Here is a 15,396-nt window from a genome sequence, read left to right as displayed (position 1 = left end):
TCCCTGGCCCGCTGCGCCCTGAAACGCACCGGCCCGACGCCGAAACCCTTCGGCCTCCCGACTTCAAGGAGTTCACATGTCCCAGCCCTTCGACACCTCGAGCGCACCCGCCGCGGCCGCGGTTGGACCGCTGTCCGGGCTCCTCGTCGTGGATCTCTCCCGCGCCCTCGCGGGCCCGCATGCCGCCCAGATGCTGGGTGACCTGGGCGCCCGAGTCATCAAGGTGGAGAACCCGGGCCGTGGAGACGACACCCGCGGTTGGGGCCCGCCCTTCGTGGGCCCTGACGAGGACATCGCCACGTACTTCCTGGCCTGCAACCGCAACAAGGAGTCCATCTGCCTGGATCTGAAGAGCGAGGACGGCCACCGCGTGCTCACCTCGCTCCTGGAGCGGGCGGACGTGCTGGTGGAGAACTTCCGCCCGGGCGTCCTGGACCGCCTCGGTTTCCCCCCGGAGACCCTCAAGGAGGTCAACCCGAAACTGATCACGCTGTCCATCTCCGGCTTCGGGCACGACGGCCCGGAGGCCAATCGCGCCGGCTACGACCAGATCCTGCAGGGCGAGGCGGGACTCATGTCCCTGACCGGGCCCACCCCGGAGGATCCGCAGCGCGTCGGCGTCCCGATCGGCGACCTCCTGGCCGGCATGTACGGCGCCTACGGAGTTCTGGCCGCGCTCCACGAACGCGAGCGCACCGGTCGAGGACAGGTGGTCCGCACCTCGCTGCTGGCCGCCATCGTGGGCGTTCATGCCTTCCAGGGAACGCGCGCCACCGTGGCCGGGGAGACACCCCAGGCCCAGGGCAACCACCACCCATCCATCGCGCCGTACGGGCTCTTCGCCTGCCGTGGCGGGTACGTGCAGATCTCCGTTGGCTCGCCCAAGTTGTGGGATACGTTCGTGGCCACGTTCGGGTTGCAGGACAGGATCGAGGGACTGGAGACCAACGCCCAGCGCGTCACCCGCCGCCAGGACGTCATCGCGCTCGTGGAGGCTGCGTTCGCCGAGTACGACTCCGAGGCATTGCTGAGTGTCCTCGCCGAGGCCGGGATCCCCGCCGGACGTGTACGCAACCTGCAGGAGGTGTATGCGTGGGAGCAGGTGGCTTCGCAGCACCTGGTTTCCGAAGTGCAGCATCCCACGTTGGGGCCCATCAATCTTCCCGGCCCGCCGCTGCGCTTCTTCACGCCGGCCGGTGAGGAAACCACCAAGCTGGAGCACGCCACTCCCCCGGAGTTGGACGCCGATTCAGCCACGATCCGGGCGGAGTTCGGCCCCGAGCTGGCCGGTACGGCTGCTTCCGGCACGTCCGGCGCCCCCGGTGTTTCCGATAGCAACAAGGGGGTGCTGTGATGTCCTCACGTCGCCTGAGCGCCCACGAACTCATCGAGACCGTGGTGGATCCCGGCACCTTCATTTGCTGGGATGCCGCGCCGCAGCATGAGCACGAGTCCGCCGACTACGCCGCGGATCTGGCCTCAGCCCAGGAGAAATCGGGGGCCGACGAGGCCGTGGTCACCGGCGAGGGCCGCGTCCGCGGTCGTCGCGTGGCCGTGGCCGCGAGTGAATTCGGCTTCCTGGCCGGCTCCCTCGGGGCGCAGACCTCGGCCCGGCTGATCGACATGTTCGATCGGGCCACGGCCGAGCGGCTCCCGGTGCTGGCCGCACCCGCCTCCGGCGGCACGCGCATGCAGGAGGGAACGCCCGCCTTCTTCACGATGATCGGGCTGACGGCGGCCATCCGGCGCCACAAGGAGGCCGGGCTGCTCTACCTGGTCTACCTTCGCCATCCCACCACCGGCGGCACCATGGCCACCTGGGGATCGCTGGGGCACATGACCATCGCCGAGCCCGGCGCGCTGTTGGGGTTCTTGGGGCCCCGTGTGTTCGAGACGCTCTACGGCACCCCCTTCCCCACTGGGGTTCAGGTTTCGGAGAACCTGCGTGAACACGGGTTGATCGACGCGGTGGTCCCGCCCGAGGAACTCGGCGCAGTGGTGGTGCGGGCCATGGACATCCTGGCCCGGCCCTCCGTGGGCGCGGCGGAGGCCTCCCCCGGAGTCACCACGGTTCCGTCCCAGTTGCGGCACGAATCCGAGGAGCAGCACCGCGACCGCGTCTGGGATTCCGTGCTGGCCACCCGGGAGTCACGTCGCCCCACCGTGCGGCATCTGCTCAAGTACGGGGCAGACGACGTCTTGCAGCTCTCCGGCACCGCTCAGGGTGAAAGGGATCCCCGCCTGTTCCTGGGCCTGGCCCGCTGGGCCGGTCATCCGTGTGTGGTGATCGGGCAGGATCGCGCCCAAGGATCCGCCCGTCCCATGGGCCCGGCCCTGTTGCGGGAGGCCCGGCGGGGGCTGCGCCTGGCCCAGCAGTTGCGCATCCCGTTGGTGACCGTCATCGACACCGAGGGAGCCGATCTTTCCCAGGAGGCAGAGGAGGCCGGCATGGCCTCGGCGATTGCCCGTTCCCTGTCCGACCTCCTTGGCGTCAAGACCCCCGTGGTGTCGGTGCTCCTGGGTCAGGGCACCGGCGGCGGAGCCATCGCCCTGTTGCCTGCCGACCACACCATCGCGGCCGAGCATGCTTGGCTGTCCCCGCTGCCACCGGAGGGGGCGAGCGCCATCCTCTACCGCGACACGGAGCATGCCTCCCAGCTGGCGGCAGCCCAGGGCATCGACGCGTGGAGCCTGTTGGAGGCCGGGATCGTGGACGAGGTGGTTCCCGAAGACGTTGAGGCCACCAAGGATCCGCGCTGCTTCGCCCGCCGGATGTCCGCGGCCGTGGTCAGCGCCCTGGACTCGTTGGCGTACACCCCCGTGGACGCCCTGCCGGCAGGTCGGGCCCGACGCTTCGGCGCCGCCCGGAAGGTGCGGCTCGTCGCCTGACGCTGGGCGAGCTCCGCCGGTGCCCGGCTGCCCGGGATGCACCGGAGAACCATGTCCATTCCTGGGTGCCCTCACCCCACCCACAACCTGTCCAGCCCTCAGTTTCCGACGTTACACTGATTCGACGGAAACAACGGAGGTTGTCGTGACGACGCATGCTGAGATCATCTCCCCCACCGCCTCGGACAAGGTGGCCCAGTATCACCGCGACCTGGAGGCCCTGCACCTCAGCCTGAGCGATGCCGACGTGTCCCCCGACTTGTCCGAGGAAGCAGTGGCTGGGGTGGTGGCCACAGAGAGCCTCTGGGCCACCATCGACCGCCGCTTCGGTTTGCTCAGTTCTGCCCAGGCGGCCCGGGCGGCCGGGGCCCGAGGGACCAAATCCACGCTGGCTACTGATCGGCGCCGGGCCGGCAAACTGATGGGGATCAGACGCAACAACGCCCTCTTCTTCCCCGGTTTCCAGTTCTCCGACGGCGCTGTGGTCCCCGCCGCTGAACGGGTGGCGATGGCCGCCCGCGAATTGCGCGTGCCGGAGTCGGATGCCCTGGCCTGGTTCATGCTGCCCACGCGCCAATTGGACTCGGACGCCGCTCCGGTTGACGCACTCAAGGACCCGGACGCGGTGGAACTCGCCTTCCGGAACCACTTCGGGGTGCAGTGGTGACCGCAGTCCCACGACCACCGGAACCTTTCACCGCCAGAAGTTTCACCGTGGAGTCCGATCAGCCGCTCTTCAGGGTATTCGGGACCGGTTCCGCGGCAGCCCCTCGATCCGTCACCAGCTTCAACTCCGGACTCGGCGCCCCGAGCCGCTTTGCGTTCTTCCACGACGAAGCCGGCGTGGTGGTACCGGCGCTCTACGCAGCTCAGACCGAGAATGCCGCCGTTTGCGAGTCATTGCTCCACGATATTCCGCTCTCCGGGGGTGCCCTCCTCCCCAGCGACTATGAGGGACGGGCGTTGGGCAGTTTTCATACGGACCGGCCCCTGAACCTGGCCGAGTTACGAGGTACAGGTCTTCGGCAACTAGGTGTCGAGGCCAGAGATCTGACCGACACCGCTCCGTCCGCGTATGGCGCCACCGTCGCTTGGGCGCAAGCTGCCCATCGGTCAGGTTTTGACGGTATGGCCTGGACCAGCGCCACATGCAACGACGCCTTCGCAGTAGTGCTCTTCGGCGACAGGGTAGCGGAGGAAAGCCTGCACGCCACGGAGGTCGGCGGACGCTCCTTCTTGGATCCCCGCCATGTGGATTGGCTGGCTCAGATGTGCGCACCGATGCGCATCAAGGTGCTGAGGTAGACGGCGGGTGGCAGGCTCCTCAGCCGGCCACCGGCCGTCGGGCGTCCAGGGCCTCAAACCTGGACATCCGGCGTCAGCGGGGACGGGCCGTCGGCCAGCTCCTGAGCCGCCAGGCGGTCGATCTCCCCTCGGTGCGGGGCGTGGGCCGCTGCGGTGGTCATGATCTCGGCGGAATGGGCCTCGCGTTCCGCCCTGGAGATGACCGACGTGTCCAGGTTGGTCCACTCGATCCTGAAGTCGGGAAGCAGGCGGCCCTGTGCTCCGCAGGTGGCGCAGATGACGCTTGCCCCATGCAGTTCCACCACGTTCAGGTGACACAGCGGGCACAGTCCCCGCTCCCCCAGGTACTCGGCATCGTCCAGCCCACGACCCAGCTGGGAGGCCACCCGCCGCCCCAGTTCGGTGGTGCGGTCCAGGGCATCCTGATCCAGGACCACGGACTTGGGCGTGCCAGCGCCGGCGGAGATCGCCTGGTCAACCACGGCGATGGACATGGACAGCGTCAGGGTGTGCAGCATGGGCAGCGTGAGGGATTTCCACTGCGGGGTCAGCGACCCACCCACGGCGAGGAAGCCTGCCACGCGCGGCTTGAGTACCCGCTCGTCCACGCGGAACGGTAGGTCCTCCACGACACCGTCGGCACGGCGGTTCAGCGCGTCACGGATGATCGCCGCATCCGCATTGGGACCCAGCAGGTGGTCCACCAGGATCTCTGCGCTGCCGCCGGGGTTGCCCGAGCTGATTCCGAGGAGTTTCCTGGGCTGGGGCTGGGTCATCGTTGTCCTCACCTGTTGTTCCAAGTCGTGACTGCGCTCTTGCGATCGCGTTTGCGTGGCACCGAGGTCAAACAAGGTGCCCTACATCACAACTTATCCGGGGTGCTTCTGCTGCACCCCGGGGTACCGCATCAGGTGGGATTTGCGTCGCCGATGCCCGTATCGGCGGTGGTGATGCGGGCATCGACGCGGGCGGGGGCCAGGCCGCGGGCAAGGCCAGACTGCGGGCGGGCTGCGGCTACTCCAACTTCAGCTCCGGGAATCCCGAGTCGGGGTCTCGAATGATCCCCCGATCCTCCGGCCTGCGCTGCACGTAGTAGAAGCCACCCTGATCCGAGGCCACATTCGCCGGTGCCTCGGGGTCGTAGTCGACCACCACGTCCAGCTCGATGAGCGCCTCCAGCCAGTTGTGGAGGCGACGGTATTCCTCCTCGGTGATCGGCGTGTTTTCGCGCTGCTTCCCTGCGATCCTGAGCTTCTCCATGATGCCGGTGAACCGATGTTCCTCCCTGATGTTCCAGGGAAGGTGGGCCGGGACGTGGCCCGCGAGGTCGTCGCGGCGGCGGGTCACAGACTCGGCTGTGAACTCGGCCGTCGGCCGGAAGGCGGACCGGTCCGCGGAACGGGACCGCTCCCGTCGGCCATTGGTGTGAGGCTGTGGCTGGAAGTTGTCATCCGTGGGATACCCCTCCGGCTCCGGCGTGGTCCTCGGCGCGTCCGGCCCACACGTCATGACGCCGTTCTCCCTCACCACCAACCAGCTGGTTGGGCTGTCGAAGTAGATCTCCTTCACACCGTCGCTGACGGTGAATCCGACCCCGCCGGGAGTCACGATGCCGGCCGCCTGGCACGCGGCCTTCACCTCGTGCCAGGTCCAGCCTGGGAAGTGCTTTTCGGTGTATTCCCTGGTCCAGCCACGGCCCACCGGGATCGGGTGCCCGTGGCGGAGCAGCTCCTTGATCTCGGCACTCGTGCTGTGGACACGGTATAGGTCACGCACATCCCAGTACATCTCGATGTTGGGGCGAGTGGCGTCTTCGACGATGGCGTCGAAACGATTGCGGGTGGTGTCTTCAGTGGACATGGGGCTACCGGCCCCTTTCTGGGGCGGTTTGCCCCATCGAACCTTGCGCGCCCTTGGCGGGCATCGCCCGTTCTTCCCCTGGGGCACCCGGAAGTCGATGGACTCGGGTTGCCGTGTGGCCGGCCAGGTACCGACAGCCACATCTCGTGAACGTGATTCGAGGTTAGCACAGGATTGCCGGCGGTTTGGTTCTGGCGTGAGAACCGACACTAGGCTTCCAGAGGATGCTTCCGGCGATGCCGGAGACGACCGTGTCACGGAAATTCTCAACTCACTCACCGTCTCACAGCTGGAATCATCGCCTGTAAATCCTGAACGAGAACTCATTTCGCATGGTGATCCGGAATAGTGAGCTACTTCAATCCCGTTTAAATAACTTCAAAACTGTTACGGTGACTGAAATTAGGATTAATGCTTTCATGTTGCACCAGGACGTGCCTGAGCACCAGCAGACGCAGGCGCCGCCCCTTCTTCTCTTGAAGTCCGTCAAGCGTTCGAAACATACGTTTCAACTGGATACGAAACGCCGCCCGAGGGGCGATCAACACGACACAGCGGACGCACCTCGTGCGCTCGACACGGCCTTCGGCAGTGCGAACGAGCGCCTATATCAGGCCAAGGAATTGGGATGCTTAGCGAGCGGTGTGACCTTGATATCCATGTAGCGGTACATGGGGAAGCCGCTCAGGACCTCATGCAAGGCGTCGTTGTCTTCAACGTCGAACACAGAATAGTTTGCATATTCTCCGACAACTCGCCAAATGGCAAACATGCGCCCATCACTCTGCAGCCCATGTGAATATTTCTGCTCCCGCTCCTGGTATGACGCCAGCTCTTCGGAAGACATGGATTCGGGGAAATGAACGTCCATCCTGGCCAAATACTTCATGATGCAATGGTCCTCTCTTCAGTGATAATGGGTTGCATGTCCATGGCTCACGTTTCATCCCCGAGAACAAGCCCCGAGGGTCGCGAGGGTGTGGGCAGCACGGTCTCAACGATATCCCTCACAAAGCGGGTCGCTCGCGTGGGTCTCTGACTCGTGATGATCGTTGCCGCCAAGTACTTCGGCGGCCCACTCAGAGGAACCAGAACCATGCCAGGCGTGTCGATATGTGCTACGGAAGACACCGTGACAGAGATGCCAACGCCGGCTGCCACGAGCCCGAGGATGGTGTAGGAGTCAGGTGCTTCCTGGGCCACGTGCGGAGTAAAACCAGCCTGGCGCGCCAGCCTGAACCCGATCTCCCGCACACTGGAGCCTTGAACATCAGGGAACGTGACCCAGGAATCGTCTCGCACCTGTTCCAAGCCAACACTGCTCTGGCCTGCCAAGGGGTGGTCGGTCGACAGGGCTAGCATCACGCGTTCGTATTCGAAGATCCGTTCGTCAAGATCTCTGTGTGCAGCGTTCTTCCGACTGAAGGCCATATCCAATTCGCCAGTCGCCACCAGGGATCGGGCTGATCCTGCGTAAACCATTGAGCGTAGTTTCAACTCGATCCCAGGAGCCTCGTTACGAACAGCTCGGGCGATGGGAGGCAGCCACGGTCGCGATGACGCACCGGCGTAGCCGAGGTTGACGCTGCCCAAAACCGGTTTCCCCTCGAGTTGAGCGGCACGGATGACTTGCCGACTAGCGCGTACCGCGCGCTTGGCAGGCGCCAACGCAGCTCTCCCGGAGGCAGTCAGGCTCGCTCCTTGGCGTCCGCGATCAAACAGCGAAGCTCCGACGATGACCTCGAGCCGCCGGATGCGCTGGCTGATGACCGGCTGCGCGACGCCCAGTCGTTCAGCGGCCCGCGTGAAGTGCATTTCCTCAGCGAGTACCACGAAGGCTTGCAGGAGTTTGACGTCGAGATCAGCCATCTGCCACACCTCTCATTAAAAGTATGCATGTAAAGCATCCAAATACATATTGGACCAGAATCAGACGAAGGTCCACTATGGATCCGGCGTGGCTCCCATCACACGTCGCGTGGCCGCCTCGCTAGATCAGATAACGAAGGAGTTCTCTTGACTACATCCCCGTCTCAAAGGTGGGTTCGCCGCCCCGAAGGATCGACCTGGGGCGACTTCGGACCAGACGACGCCCTGGGTCGACTGAACCTATTGACCCCCACCAAGGTTGCCGAGGGGATCAAGGAAGTCGTTTCGGCGGAAGCCTTCGCTTTGGGACTGCCCGTCACTTTCCCCGGAGGCACCGCGCTCAACGCCAACCGGCTTCCTCCCGTCCTTCGCCCCAACCTGCGCTCAGGTCATCCCAACGTCAACTGCCACATGGATACCGTGTACCCCGGCGCCTCCGACATCATGAACGACGACGTCGTGATCCTGCACAATCAGTACTCGACCCAATGGGACGCTCTGGCTCATGTCGGATCCCTCTTCGACGCCGACGGCGACGGCATCGAAGAGCCCGTATATTACAACGGATTCCGGCCCGGTATCGAGGTCAAGGGTCCTACCGACCCTGCGGATTGCGGCCTCGAGACCAGGCCGCTAGTCACAACTTCCGACCTGGGCCCGGTCGGCGTCGGCACCATTGCCGAACACGCCATCCAGGGCCGCGCCGTCATGGTTGACCTTGCTCATCATTTCGGGACTGCACACCAGCGGATCGGGCACAAGGAATGGCTGTCCGTCCTCGAGAAGGACCAGCTGGACATTCGCCCCGGGGACATCGTCACCATCCACACCGGCTACGCGGAGAAGGTCCTGGAGATGAAGGGCGAACCGGACCCAGATGTGCTGCACAGCTATGGTTGCGTCCTCGATGGCCGCGACCAGGATCTTCTCTCCTGGATCAGCAGCAGCAGGATCGCCGCGCTGGTCGCGGACAACTACGCCGTGGAGCTGTACCCCGCCGTCGAGGCGGCCCCTCCGGCCAGTGTCCTTCCCCTGCACGAACACTGCCTCTTCAAACTCGGCGTCCCCCTCGGCGAGCTGTGGCGCCTCACCCCCTTGGCCACACGGCTACGAGAACTGGGACGGAGCGCCTATCTGCTCACAGCTCCTCCCCTCAACATCCCCGGCGCATCAGGCTCCCCGCTGAACCCGATCGCCACGATCTGACGCTCGCAAGCACCGCACAAGAACCGAACCATCACGAAAGCTCAAGAAAACGCTCCCATGTCTGCACTTCCTACCCCATCAACTAAGCCTGTCTCAGAACGCGTACTCGTGACCGGCGGCGCCCACGGTATCGGCGCCGCCATCGCGGCACGCTGCGAGGAGGACGGATACGAGGTCGTCATTCTGGACCGTGAGGGCGAGAACACCATCCACTGCGACCTCGCCGACCCGGCCTCCACTCAAGCCGCGCTCCAGACCGCTTTGAAGGGTGGTCCCATCACCCGCTTGGTCAATAACGTAGGAGCGGTCTTCCCGCATTCCGCCGACGAACAGACCGTTCAGGAATTCGATGCCGCCATTGCACTGAACCTGCGCAGTGCCATGCTCTGCGCCCAGGCACTGCTGCCCGGTATGAAGGAGGCCGGCTTCGGCCGCATCGTGTCCATGTCATCCCGCGCGGCACTAGGGAAAGAACTGCGCAGCGCCTACTCCGCCACGAAGGCAGGCTTGATCGGCCTGACCCGCGTGTGGGCCCTCGAATTGGGGAGATTCGGAATCACCGCCAACGCCGTTGGCCCGGGCCCTATCGCCACCGAGCTATTCATGAATGCCAACCCAGTGGATTCTCCGCGGACCAAAGCCATCATCGACGCCGTGCCAGTGCAACGCATGGGTATGCCCGACGACGTAGCCCACACGGTCTCGCACCTTCTGGACCATAGGTCCGGGTTCGTCACCGGACAGACCCACTACGTGTGTGGAGGCATGACCGTGGGGCGCGTCGATGTCTGAGATTATCGCCGTAGCAGGCGGCGGCTCCATCGGGGTGTCCTTCGCCCTGCTTTTCGCGCGTGCGGGAGCCGAAGTCCGTGTCTTCGAACCGAACGCCGCCCGTCGGGCATCGGTCTTGGAGGAGCTGAGCGCCAAGGCGAAGCCGCTGGCGGAGGCCGGACTACTGGAGGAATCTCCCGGAACCCTCACCGCCCGAGTACTCGTCACCGGCGACCTCATGAAGGCGACCGCGAACGCCGACCTAGTCCAGGAATGTGTGCCAGAACGGGCCGAAATCAAGACTGCGTTCTTCCGTGACCTATCCACGGCGCCCATCCTGAAGGACACCGTCGTGGCCAGTTCGTCGTCTGCACTGACTGCCTCGGTCACCGCCCACGGGACCGGTCTCGAGGAGCAGATCCTCGTGGCCCACCCCGGGAATCCTCCTCACCTCATCCCAGTGATAGAGGTGGTTCCGTCCCCGAACACCCGAACTGAGATCACCGACCGCGCGTTGGCAATCTACCGCGAAGCGGGGCTCTCGCCCGTCCTGGTGCGCCAAGAAGTAGAGGGATTCCTGTTCAATCGGCTACAAGGCGCCGTGCTTCGAGAGGCCTACGCACTGGTGCGTGACGGAGTGGCCACCGTCGAGGACATCGACACCGTTATGAGGGACGGCTTGGGCCGCCGCTGGGCGTTCATGGGCCCGTTCGAGACCGTTGACCTGAACACCCGCGGCGGGATCACCGCACATGCGGAGCGGATGGGGTCTGCGTATGAGCGCATGGGCGCCGAACGAGGCCAGCACGATCCTTGGACCACCGACCTCGTCGCGAACGTGAACCAGCAGCGCAGGAAAGTCCTTCCCCTGGACCAATGGGAGGAACGCGTGGCCTGGCGCGATCAACTACTTCTCACCAATCTCATCACCCGCACAAGAAAGGAAACTCCATGAGTTCCCAGCATGAGCAGACCGCCAACGGCGACGCGCCTGCCCACGAGGACACGTCGGCAAATCAGCCAAAGAAGTCAGGCATCCTCGATTCTGTCGCAAGCTTCTTCACGAAGCTGATGGACAAATACCTTCCCGACCCGTTCGTGTTCGCTATCGGCCTGACGCTGCTCACGTTCATCCTCGCTGTGACTGTGCAGCACAGCAATCCCCTGGACTCAGTGTTGGACTGGGGCAACGGCTTCTGGAACCTGCTGGCCTTTACCACCCAGATGGCGGTCATCCTGGCAGCGGGCTACGTACTGGCGAATTCGCCCGTCGTTGACCGCCTGCTGGACAAGATTGTTGCGAATATTTCGAAGCCCAAGACTGCCATCATCGTGGCGACGCTTGTTGGTGGCATCGGTTCCTACCTGAACTGGGGATTCGGCCTCATCGTGGGTGGTGTGGTGGCACGCAAATTGGCCATGCACGTGAAGGGCCTGCACTACCCCCTCGTGATCGCTAGCGCCTACTCCGGTTTCACGTTCTACGGTTTGGGTCTTTCCGCGACCATCCCGCTGACCATTGCAACCCCTGGCCATCCCCTGGAGGACTCCATGGGTGTGGTGGGTCTGAAGGACACAATCTTCTCCCTCCCGATGATCATCACCACTCTGGTGGTTCTCATCGTGTTGCCGCTGCTCAACGCCGCCATGCACCCGAAGCCGGGACGACCGGTCCGCGGGATCGGAGGACTCGCTGACGAGGCACCTGCAGTGAAGGCCGTGGACGTCGAGAAGACCTTCTCATCCCGTTTGAACAACTCCCGCATCTTGTCCATGGTGATCGGTCTGGCCGGCATTCTCTACGTAGTCATGGCCATGGTGAAGGGCCGCAGTGTGGACCTGGATCTGGTGAACTTCATCATCCTGTTCCTGGGCATCATCCTGCTGGGCACGCCTATTGCATACATCACCAAGCTCAATGAGGGCATCAAGACGGTCTCCGGGATCATCCTGCAGTTCCCGTTCTACGCGGGCATCATGGCGATCATGGCCGGCTCCGGTCTGGTCGAGACTATTTCTCACTGGTTCGTGAGCATCTCCAACCAGGACACTCTGCCGTTCTGGGGACTGGTGTCTTCCTTCTTCATCAACTTCTTCGCTCCTTCCGGTGGCGGTCACTGGGTGATCCAGGGCCCGTTCATGATCGATGCCGCGAACCAGCTGGGGGCTTCCATCCCTGAGACTTCCATGTCCGTGATGCTAGGCAATGCCTGGAACGACCTTGTTCAGCCGTTCTGGATCTTGCCGGCGCTGGCGATCTCCAAGCTGAAGCTGAAGGACATCATGGGCTACACCGTCATCGATATGTTCGTCGTAGGACTCATCTACATCGCCGCGATGTTTGGGTGGGCTCTGCTCGGCTGAGCCGTACCCTCCCGACTTCCAACCTGTGGCTCCCGCCGTCCACGTCTGTGGGCGACGGGAGCCGTTCACGTTTGAGGTTCCGGACGCGCGTCTGCTGTTTGCTGCGCGCTTTCAGTCGGGGAGACGAACGAGCACGTACCGGGCCACCATCAGGTCCAGGTGAGCTCCCCCGGCGTTCTTGAAGACCGTCACGTCCTCGCGATCGCGTCGGAACCTGTCGCGGACCAGGTCGAACAGGTCCGCCTCGATGGAGTCCTCGTCCACCAGGCCGGAGCGACGTGGAGCGTCCAGGTCACCGCTCTCCCAGGCGGACACATTGTTGTCCACGAACAGCCGGGCCGAGGACACCAAGGCCGCGTCGGCCTCCCTCATGTCCTCCCTGAAGCTGCCGATCAGGTCCACGTGCGTGCCCGGCCGGACGCAGCGACGACGGATCAACGGGTCCTGCGAGCGGGTGGCGGCGGCCACGATATCGGCCTCCTCCACGGCGGCGTCCAGGTCCTTGACCACCTCGACCTCGAGCCCCTTGGTCCGTAGTTCCTCCGCTGAAGACTGCAGCTTGCTCGGCGTGCGGTTCCACAGCAGCACGCGCTCCAGCCCCGGTCGTTCCGCCAGGTAGGCGTAGGGCAGCGCCCGCGCGACCGGGCCGGCGCCGAGCACCAGCAGGGTGTTGCTGTCCTCGCGGCTGAGGATGCCAGCGGCAAGCGCCGAGTCAGCAGCGGTCTTGTAGACGGTCAGCGCCGCGGATTCGAGGATGGCGGTCGGCGCCTTGGTGTCCTCGTCGAACACAATGAAGAGCGAATGCTCGGTGGGCAGCGGCACCTCTCTCGTGGTGTTGGCCGGGAAAATGGAGGAGATCTTGGCTCCCCCGCCGCGTCCGGGCAGCAGGACCGACCTGCTGTACATCCCATTCGCGTCGTCGCCCACGAAGAGCGCACCCTCCTTGGGCCGCGGCCCACGGTGCCCTTCTCGCAGAGCCTCGACGATCCCACCCCAGTCCGCTGCAGCCTCCACCTGGGATTCGGTCACGTAGGTGAGGGCGGCACGATCAAGGGCAGTGGGTGTCATGTCTCTTCCGGTTCCGTAGCTTCGTCGTGAAATGTGCTTCTTCAAGAGCCTAGACGGTGGCACCCGACTGCGCCGAGGACGTGTCACGACGCCACCCAATGTCCGACGGTCGGCGACCGACGCCACTGTCCGCGTCGCCTGCGCCGACGCAGACTTCCCGAAGCGGTAGCCGCGGAGACGTTCGCAAGAGCGTCGGCCGGTCAAGTCACTCGCCGAAGAGTTGCCGCGCTCCGGCACGCACCAGCGATTCAGGATCGTCACCCGGCAGCACCCCGGCGTTGATCAACGAGGCCAGTCCATGGACCAAGGCCCATGCGGATCGTCGGGCATCCTCTTCGTCGACGCGCACCCGGTCCGCGGACACGGTCGCAAGACCGTCCTCCAAGCGCTTCAGCGCCTGCGACTGCGCCGCGACGAGCGCAGCATTCTCACCGTCCAACAGATCCGGGCGGAACATGACCGCATAGTAGCCACGGTGCGTCACCGCGAAGTTCACGTAGGCCACGGCCGTGAGGTCGAACCGCTCCCCCTCAACCGATGCCAGGAGCGCGTCGGCCAGCAGGTCGAAACCCCTCGCAGCCAGGGCCGTCAGGAGACCCTTCCGATCCCCGAAGTGGTGTGCGGGTGCCGCATGGGAAACCCCGGCTCGCCGTGCGAGTTCCCTGAGCGAGATCCCATCTGCTCCGACTTCATCTATGAGTTCGGCCGCGCTGGAGAGGACCTGAGCGCGCAGGTCTCCGTGGTGGTATGTGTCAGCCATGACCTCACCCTAGCGCAGATGTAGTCATTGACAAGATAAGCCGAACCAGCCAATCTAGTCGTTGACAAGATTAAAGTCGGAGCGTCGGAGGCACGCCTCCGGGGCAGGAGGTCGACATGGCACCGTTGATAGTTCTCGTAGCAGTGACGTCACTCGCGCGGCTGATAGGCCTGATGGGAGTCACCTATGTGGATACGTGGCCCGAAGCAACCGCCATGGGACTGGCAGCCATGTTCGTGCTCACGGCCAGCGCACACTTCGTGCAGCCTCGCCGTGGCGGACTGGTCGCCATCGTTCCGCCTCAGCTTCCTCGCCCCGGCCTCGTGGTCACGGTGACGGGGTACCTCGAAGCAGTGGGAGCGGTCGGACTGCTGATACCGAGCGGCGTCGTGCCATATCTGCGGATCGCCGCCGTGGTCTGCCTCGGCGTTCTGCTGTTGGCCATGTTCCCGGCCAATGTCTATGCGGCTCGAGCCATTCGGGGCCCTCACGCTCCCACCACACCTCTGTGGCTACGCACAGCGATGCAGTTGATTTTCGTAGGCGCCTGCGTGGTGGTCACGCTCGGGAGCTGAGGCTAGCGCGCCTCACTAGTCCTTCGCCACTTGGGGAATCGAGACCGTCCCGGGATCGTCGATGTCGCCCTTGGGCATCTTTCGGAAGCCCTTGGAGATCACCGCCAAGTAGATGAGTCCGAGCGCCACCCAGATCAGACCCACGGACAACGCGAGACCACTCAGGGAGAACCACAGCCACACGGTCAGGCCGAAGCCGATCACCGGCAGTACCGCGTACTTGACGATGGCGGCCAGCCCGCGGCGCTTCTCGTCGATCAGGAAGAATTTGATCACGGCCAGGTTCACCATGGAGAACGCGGCCAAGGCGCCGAAGGAAACGACCTCCACCACCACGTTGATGTCCAGCCAGATCGCCAGCAGGGACACCACGGCGATGACGAGGATCGCGTTGACAGGTGTGCGGAAGCGGGCGTTGAGCTTGCCGAAGAATCCGGAGGGCAGCAGCCTGTCGCGCCCCATGGAGAAGAGCACGCGCGACGTGGAGGTCTGGGCGCTCAGTGCGGAGGCCAGGCAGCCGATCATGTACGCGGCTAGGAAGAAGGCCTTCAGTCCGGCACCACCGAGGTGCCCCATCAACTCCAGTGGTGCGGTGTCCAGGGACTTGAACGCTCCGAAGTCCGGGAAAGCCATGTAGCCAACCCACGCGACCACCAGGAACATCAGTCCACCGATGATGACGGTGAGCAGGATGGCGCGAGGGACGCTCTTCGTCGGCTCCTTGGCCTC

16 protein-coding genes and 1 riboswitch are annotated in these 15,396 nt (G+C 64.5%); of the genes, 9 read left to right on the top strand and 7 right to left on the bottom strand.

Annotated features, from left to right (window positions below):
- Positions 1 to 76 precede the first annotated feature (76 nt).
- The 4 genes from Q0A15_RS05430 to Q0A15_RS05415 all read left to right on the top strand — a co-directional run bounded on the left by Q0A15_RS05430 (position 77) and on the right by Q0A15_RS05415 (position 4,194).
- Positions 77 to 1,354 (top strand): CaiB/BaiF CoA-transferase family protein, encoded by a 1,278-nt coding sequence (locus Q0A15_RS05430; RefSeq protein ID WP_291278514.1) that lies wholly within the window; start codon positions 77 to 79, stop codon positions 1,352 to 1,354.
- Entirely contained in the window at positions 1,354 to 2,889 is a 1,536-nt protein-coding gene (locus Q0A15_RS05425) for a carboxyl transferase domain-containing protein (RefSeq protein ID WP_291278513.1), read from the top strand. Before Q0A15_RS05430 ends, Q0A15_RS05425 begins: the two co-directional genes overlap by 1 nt.
- Before the next feature lie 145 nt (positions 2,890 to 3,034).
- Complete coding sequence (locus Q0A15_RS05420; RefSeq protein WP_291278512.1) at positions 3,035 to 3,556, top strand: hypothetical protein; 522 nt, start codon at positions 3,035 to 3,037, stop codon at positions 3,554 to 3,556.
- 47 nt (positions 3,557 to 3,603) lie between these two features.
- Positions 3,604 to 4,194, top strand: a complete 591-nt coding sequence (locus Q0A15_RS05415; protein ID WP_291278511.1) for an RES family NAD+ phosphorylase — start codon at positions 3,604 to 3,606, stop codon at positions 4,192 to 4,194.
- A 53-nt stretch (positions 4,195 to 4,247) separates the two neighbouring features.
- Here Q0A15_RS05415 and Q0A15_RS05410 read toward each other — a convergent pair whose 3' ends face one another.
- From Q0A15_RS05410 to Q0A15_RS05395, 4 genes are all read right to left on the bottom strand, one after another.
- A complete protein-coding gene (locus Q0A15_RS05410; RefSeq protein ID WP_291278510.1) occupies positions 4,248 to 4,970 on the bottom strand; it encodes a hypothetical protein in 723 nt (240 codons plus the stop codon).
- A gap of 238 nt (positions 4,971 to 5,208) precedes the next feature.
- Entirely contained in the window at positions 5,209 to 6,054 is an 846-nt protein-coding gene (locus tag Q0A15_RS05405) for a hypothetical protein (protein ID WP_291278509.1), read from the bottom strand.
- A gap of 34 nt (positions 6,055 to 6,088) precedes the next feature.
- A riboswitch (SAM riboswitch) is annotated at positions 6,089 to 6,206 on the bottom strand.
- A 458-nt stretch (positions 6,207 to 6,664) separates the two neighbouring features.
- On the bottom strand, positions 6,665 to 6,943 hold the full coding sequence (catC, locus tag Q0A15_RS05400; protein WP_291278508.1) for a muconolactone Delta-isomerase: 279 nt from the start codon (positions 6,941 to 6,943) through the stop codon (positions 6,665 to 6,667).
- Positions 6,944 to 6,990: 47 nt separating this feature from the next.
- On the bottom strand, positions 6,991 to 7,923 hold the full coding sequence (locus Q0A15_RS05395; protein WP_291278507.1) for a LysR substrate-binding domain-containing protein: 933 nt from the start codon (positions 7,921 to 7,923) through the stop codon (positions 6,991 to 6,993).
- A 147-nt stretch (positions 7,924 to 8,070) separates the two neighbouring features.
- Between Q0A15_RS05395 and Q0A15_RS05390 the strand changes: the two genes are divergently transcribed.
- Genes Q0A15_RS05390 through Q0A15_RS05375 form a run of 4 tightly spaced genes read left to right on the top strand, consistent with a single transcriptional unit; the run spans position 8,071 to position 12,264 of the window.
- Positions 8,071 to 9,129: a cyclase family protein gene (locus Q0A15_RS05390; protein WP_291278506.1), complete on the top strand. Its 1,059-nt coding sequence runs from the start codon at positions 8,071 to 8,073 to the stop codon at positions 9,127 to 9,129.
- A gap of 57 nt (positions 9,130 to 9,186) precedes the next feature.
- Positions 9,187 to 9,921 (top strand): SDR family oxidoreductase, encoded by a 735-nt coding sequence (locus Q0A15_RS05385; RefSeq protein WP_291278505.1) that lies wholly within the window; start codon positions 9,187 to 9,189, stop codon positions 9,919 to 9,921.
- A complete protein-coding gene (locus Q0A15_RS05380; protein ID WP_291278504.1) occupies positions 9,914 to 10,855 on the top strand; it encodes a 3-hydroxyacyl-CoA dehydrogenase in 942 nt (313 codons plus the stop codon). The genes Q0A15_RS05385 and Q0A15_RS05380 overlap by 8 nt, the downstream gene beginning before the upstream one ends.
- Positions 10,852 to 12,264, top strand: coding sequence for a TIGR00366 family protein (locus Q0A15_RS05375; protein ID WP_291278503.1), 1,413 nt, complete (start codon positions 10,852 to 10,854; stop codon positions 12,262 to 12,264). Before Q0A15_RS05380 ends, Q0A15_RS05375 begins: the two co-directional genes overlap by 4 nt.
- A 111-nt stretch (positions 12,265 to 12,375) precedes the next feature.
- On the opposite strand, the gene Q0A15_RS05370 is transcribed toward Q0A15_RS05375, so the two are convergent.
- Together Q0A15_RS05370 and Q0A15_RS05365 are read right to left on the bottom strand one after the other, a co-directional pair.
- A complete protein-coding gene (locus Q0A15_RS05370; protein WP_291278502.1) occupies positions 12,376 to 13,332 on the bottom strand; it encodes a hypothetical protein in 957 nt (318 codons plus the stop codon).
- Between the two features lie 205 nt (positions 13,333 to 13,537).
- On the bottom strand, positions 13,538 to 14,092 hold the full coding sequence (locus tag Q0A15_RS05365) for a TetR/AcrR family transcriptional regulator (protein ID WP_291278501.1): 555 nt from the start codon (positions 14,090 to 14,092) through the stop codon (positions 13,538 to 13,540).
- Positions 14,093 to 14,208: 116 nt separating this feature from the next.
- Here Q0A15_RS05365 and Q0A15_RS05360 point away from each other — a divergent pair, with 116 nt between their 5' ends.
- The gene (locus Q0A15_RS05360; RefSeq protein ID WP_291278500.1) at positions 14,209 to 14,667 is read left to right on the top strand and encodes a hypothetical protein; all 459 of its coding nucleotides are present in this window, start codon (positions 14,209 to 14,211) and stop codon (positions 14,665 to 14,667) included.
- Between the two features lie 15 nt (positions 14,668 to 14,682).
- Here the strand turns inward: Q0A15_RS05360 and Q0A15_RS05355 are convergent.
- Positions 14,683 to 15,396: APC family permease (locus Q0A15_RS05355; RefSeq protein ID WP_291278499.1), on the bottom strand; the 714-nt coding region annotated here is incomplete at its 5' end.

This window comes from Galactobacter sp. (genome assembly GCF_022712295.1).
Classification (GTDB): domain Bacteria; phylum Actinomycetota; class Actinomycetes; order Actinomycetales; family Micrococcaceae; genus Galactobacter.
Note: the sequence above shows the minus strand (reverse complement) of the source record. Positions and strands in the feature narration are given on the sequence as shown.

What these genes read in the sequence shown, in the direction of transcription:
- Q0A15_RS05430 (WP_291278514.1), top strand. Translation starts at nt 77, where the DNA reads ATGTCCCAGCCCTTCGACACCTCGAGCGCACCCGCCGCGGCCGCGGTT.
- Q0A15_RS05425 (WP_291278513.1), top strand. Translation starts at nt 1,354, where the DNA reads ATGTCCTCACGTCGCCTGAGCGCCCACGAACTCATCGAGACCGTGGTG.
- Q0A15_RS05410 (WP_291278510.1), bottom strand. Translation starts at nt 4,970, where the DNA reads ATGACCCAGCCCCAGCCCAGGAAACTCCTCGGAATCAGCTCGGGCAAC.
- Q0A15_RS05405 (WP_291278509.1), bottom strand. Translation starts at nt 6,054, where the DNA reads ATGTCCACTGAAGACACCACCCGCAATCGTTTCGACGCCATCGTCGAA.
- catC (WP_291278508.1), bottom strand. Translation starts at nt 6,943, where the DNA reads ATGAAGTATTTGGCCAGGATGGACGTTCATTTCCCCGAATCCATGTCT.
- Q0A15_RS05395 (WP_291278507.1), bottom strand. Translation starts at nt 7,923, where the DNA reads ATGGCTGATCTCGACGTCAAACTCCTGCAAGCCTTCGTGGTACTCGCT.
- Q0A15_RS05385 (WP_291278505.1), top strand. Translation starts at nt 9,187, where the DNA reads ATGTCTGCACTTCCTACCCCATCAACTAAGCCTGTCTCAGAACGCGTA.
- Q0A15_RS05380 (WP_291278504.1), top strand. Translation starts at nt 9,914, where the DNA reads ATGTCTGAGATTATCGCCGTAGCAGGCGGCGGCTCCATCGGGGTGTCC.
- Q0A15_RS05375 (WP_291278503.1), top strand. Translation starts at nt 10,852, where the DNA reads ATGAGTTCCCAGCATGAGCAGACCGCCAACGGCGACGCGCCTGCCCAC.
- Q0A15_RS05370 (WP_291278502.1), bottom strand. Translation starts at nt 13,332, where the DNA reads ATGACACCCACTGCCCTTGATCGTGCCGCCCTCACCTACGTGACCGAA.
- Q0A15_RS05365 (WP_291278501.1), bottom strand. Translation starts at nt 14,092, where the DNA reads ATGGCTGACACATACCACCACGGAGACCTGCGCGCTCAGGTCCTCTCC.
- Q0A15_RS05360 (WP_291278500.1), top strand. Translation starts at nt 14,209, where the DNA reads ATGGCACCGTTGATAGTTCTCGTAGCAGTGACGTCACTCGCGCGGCTG.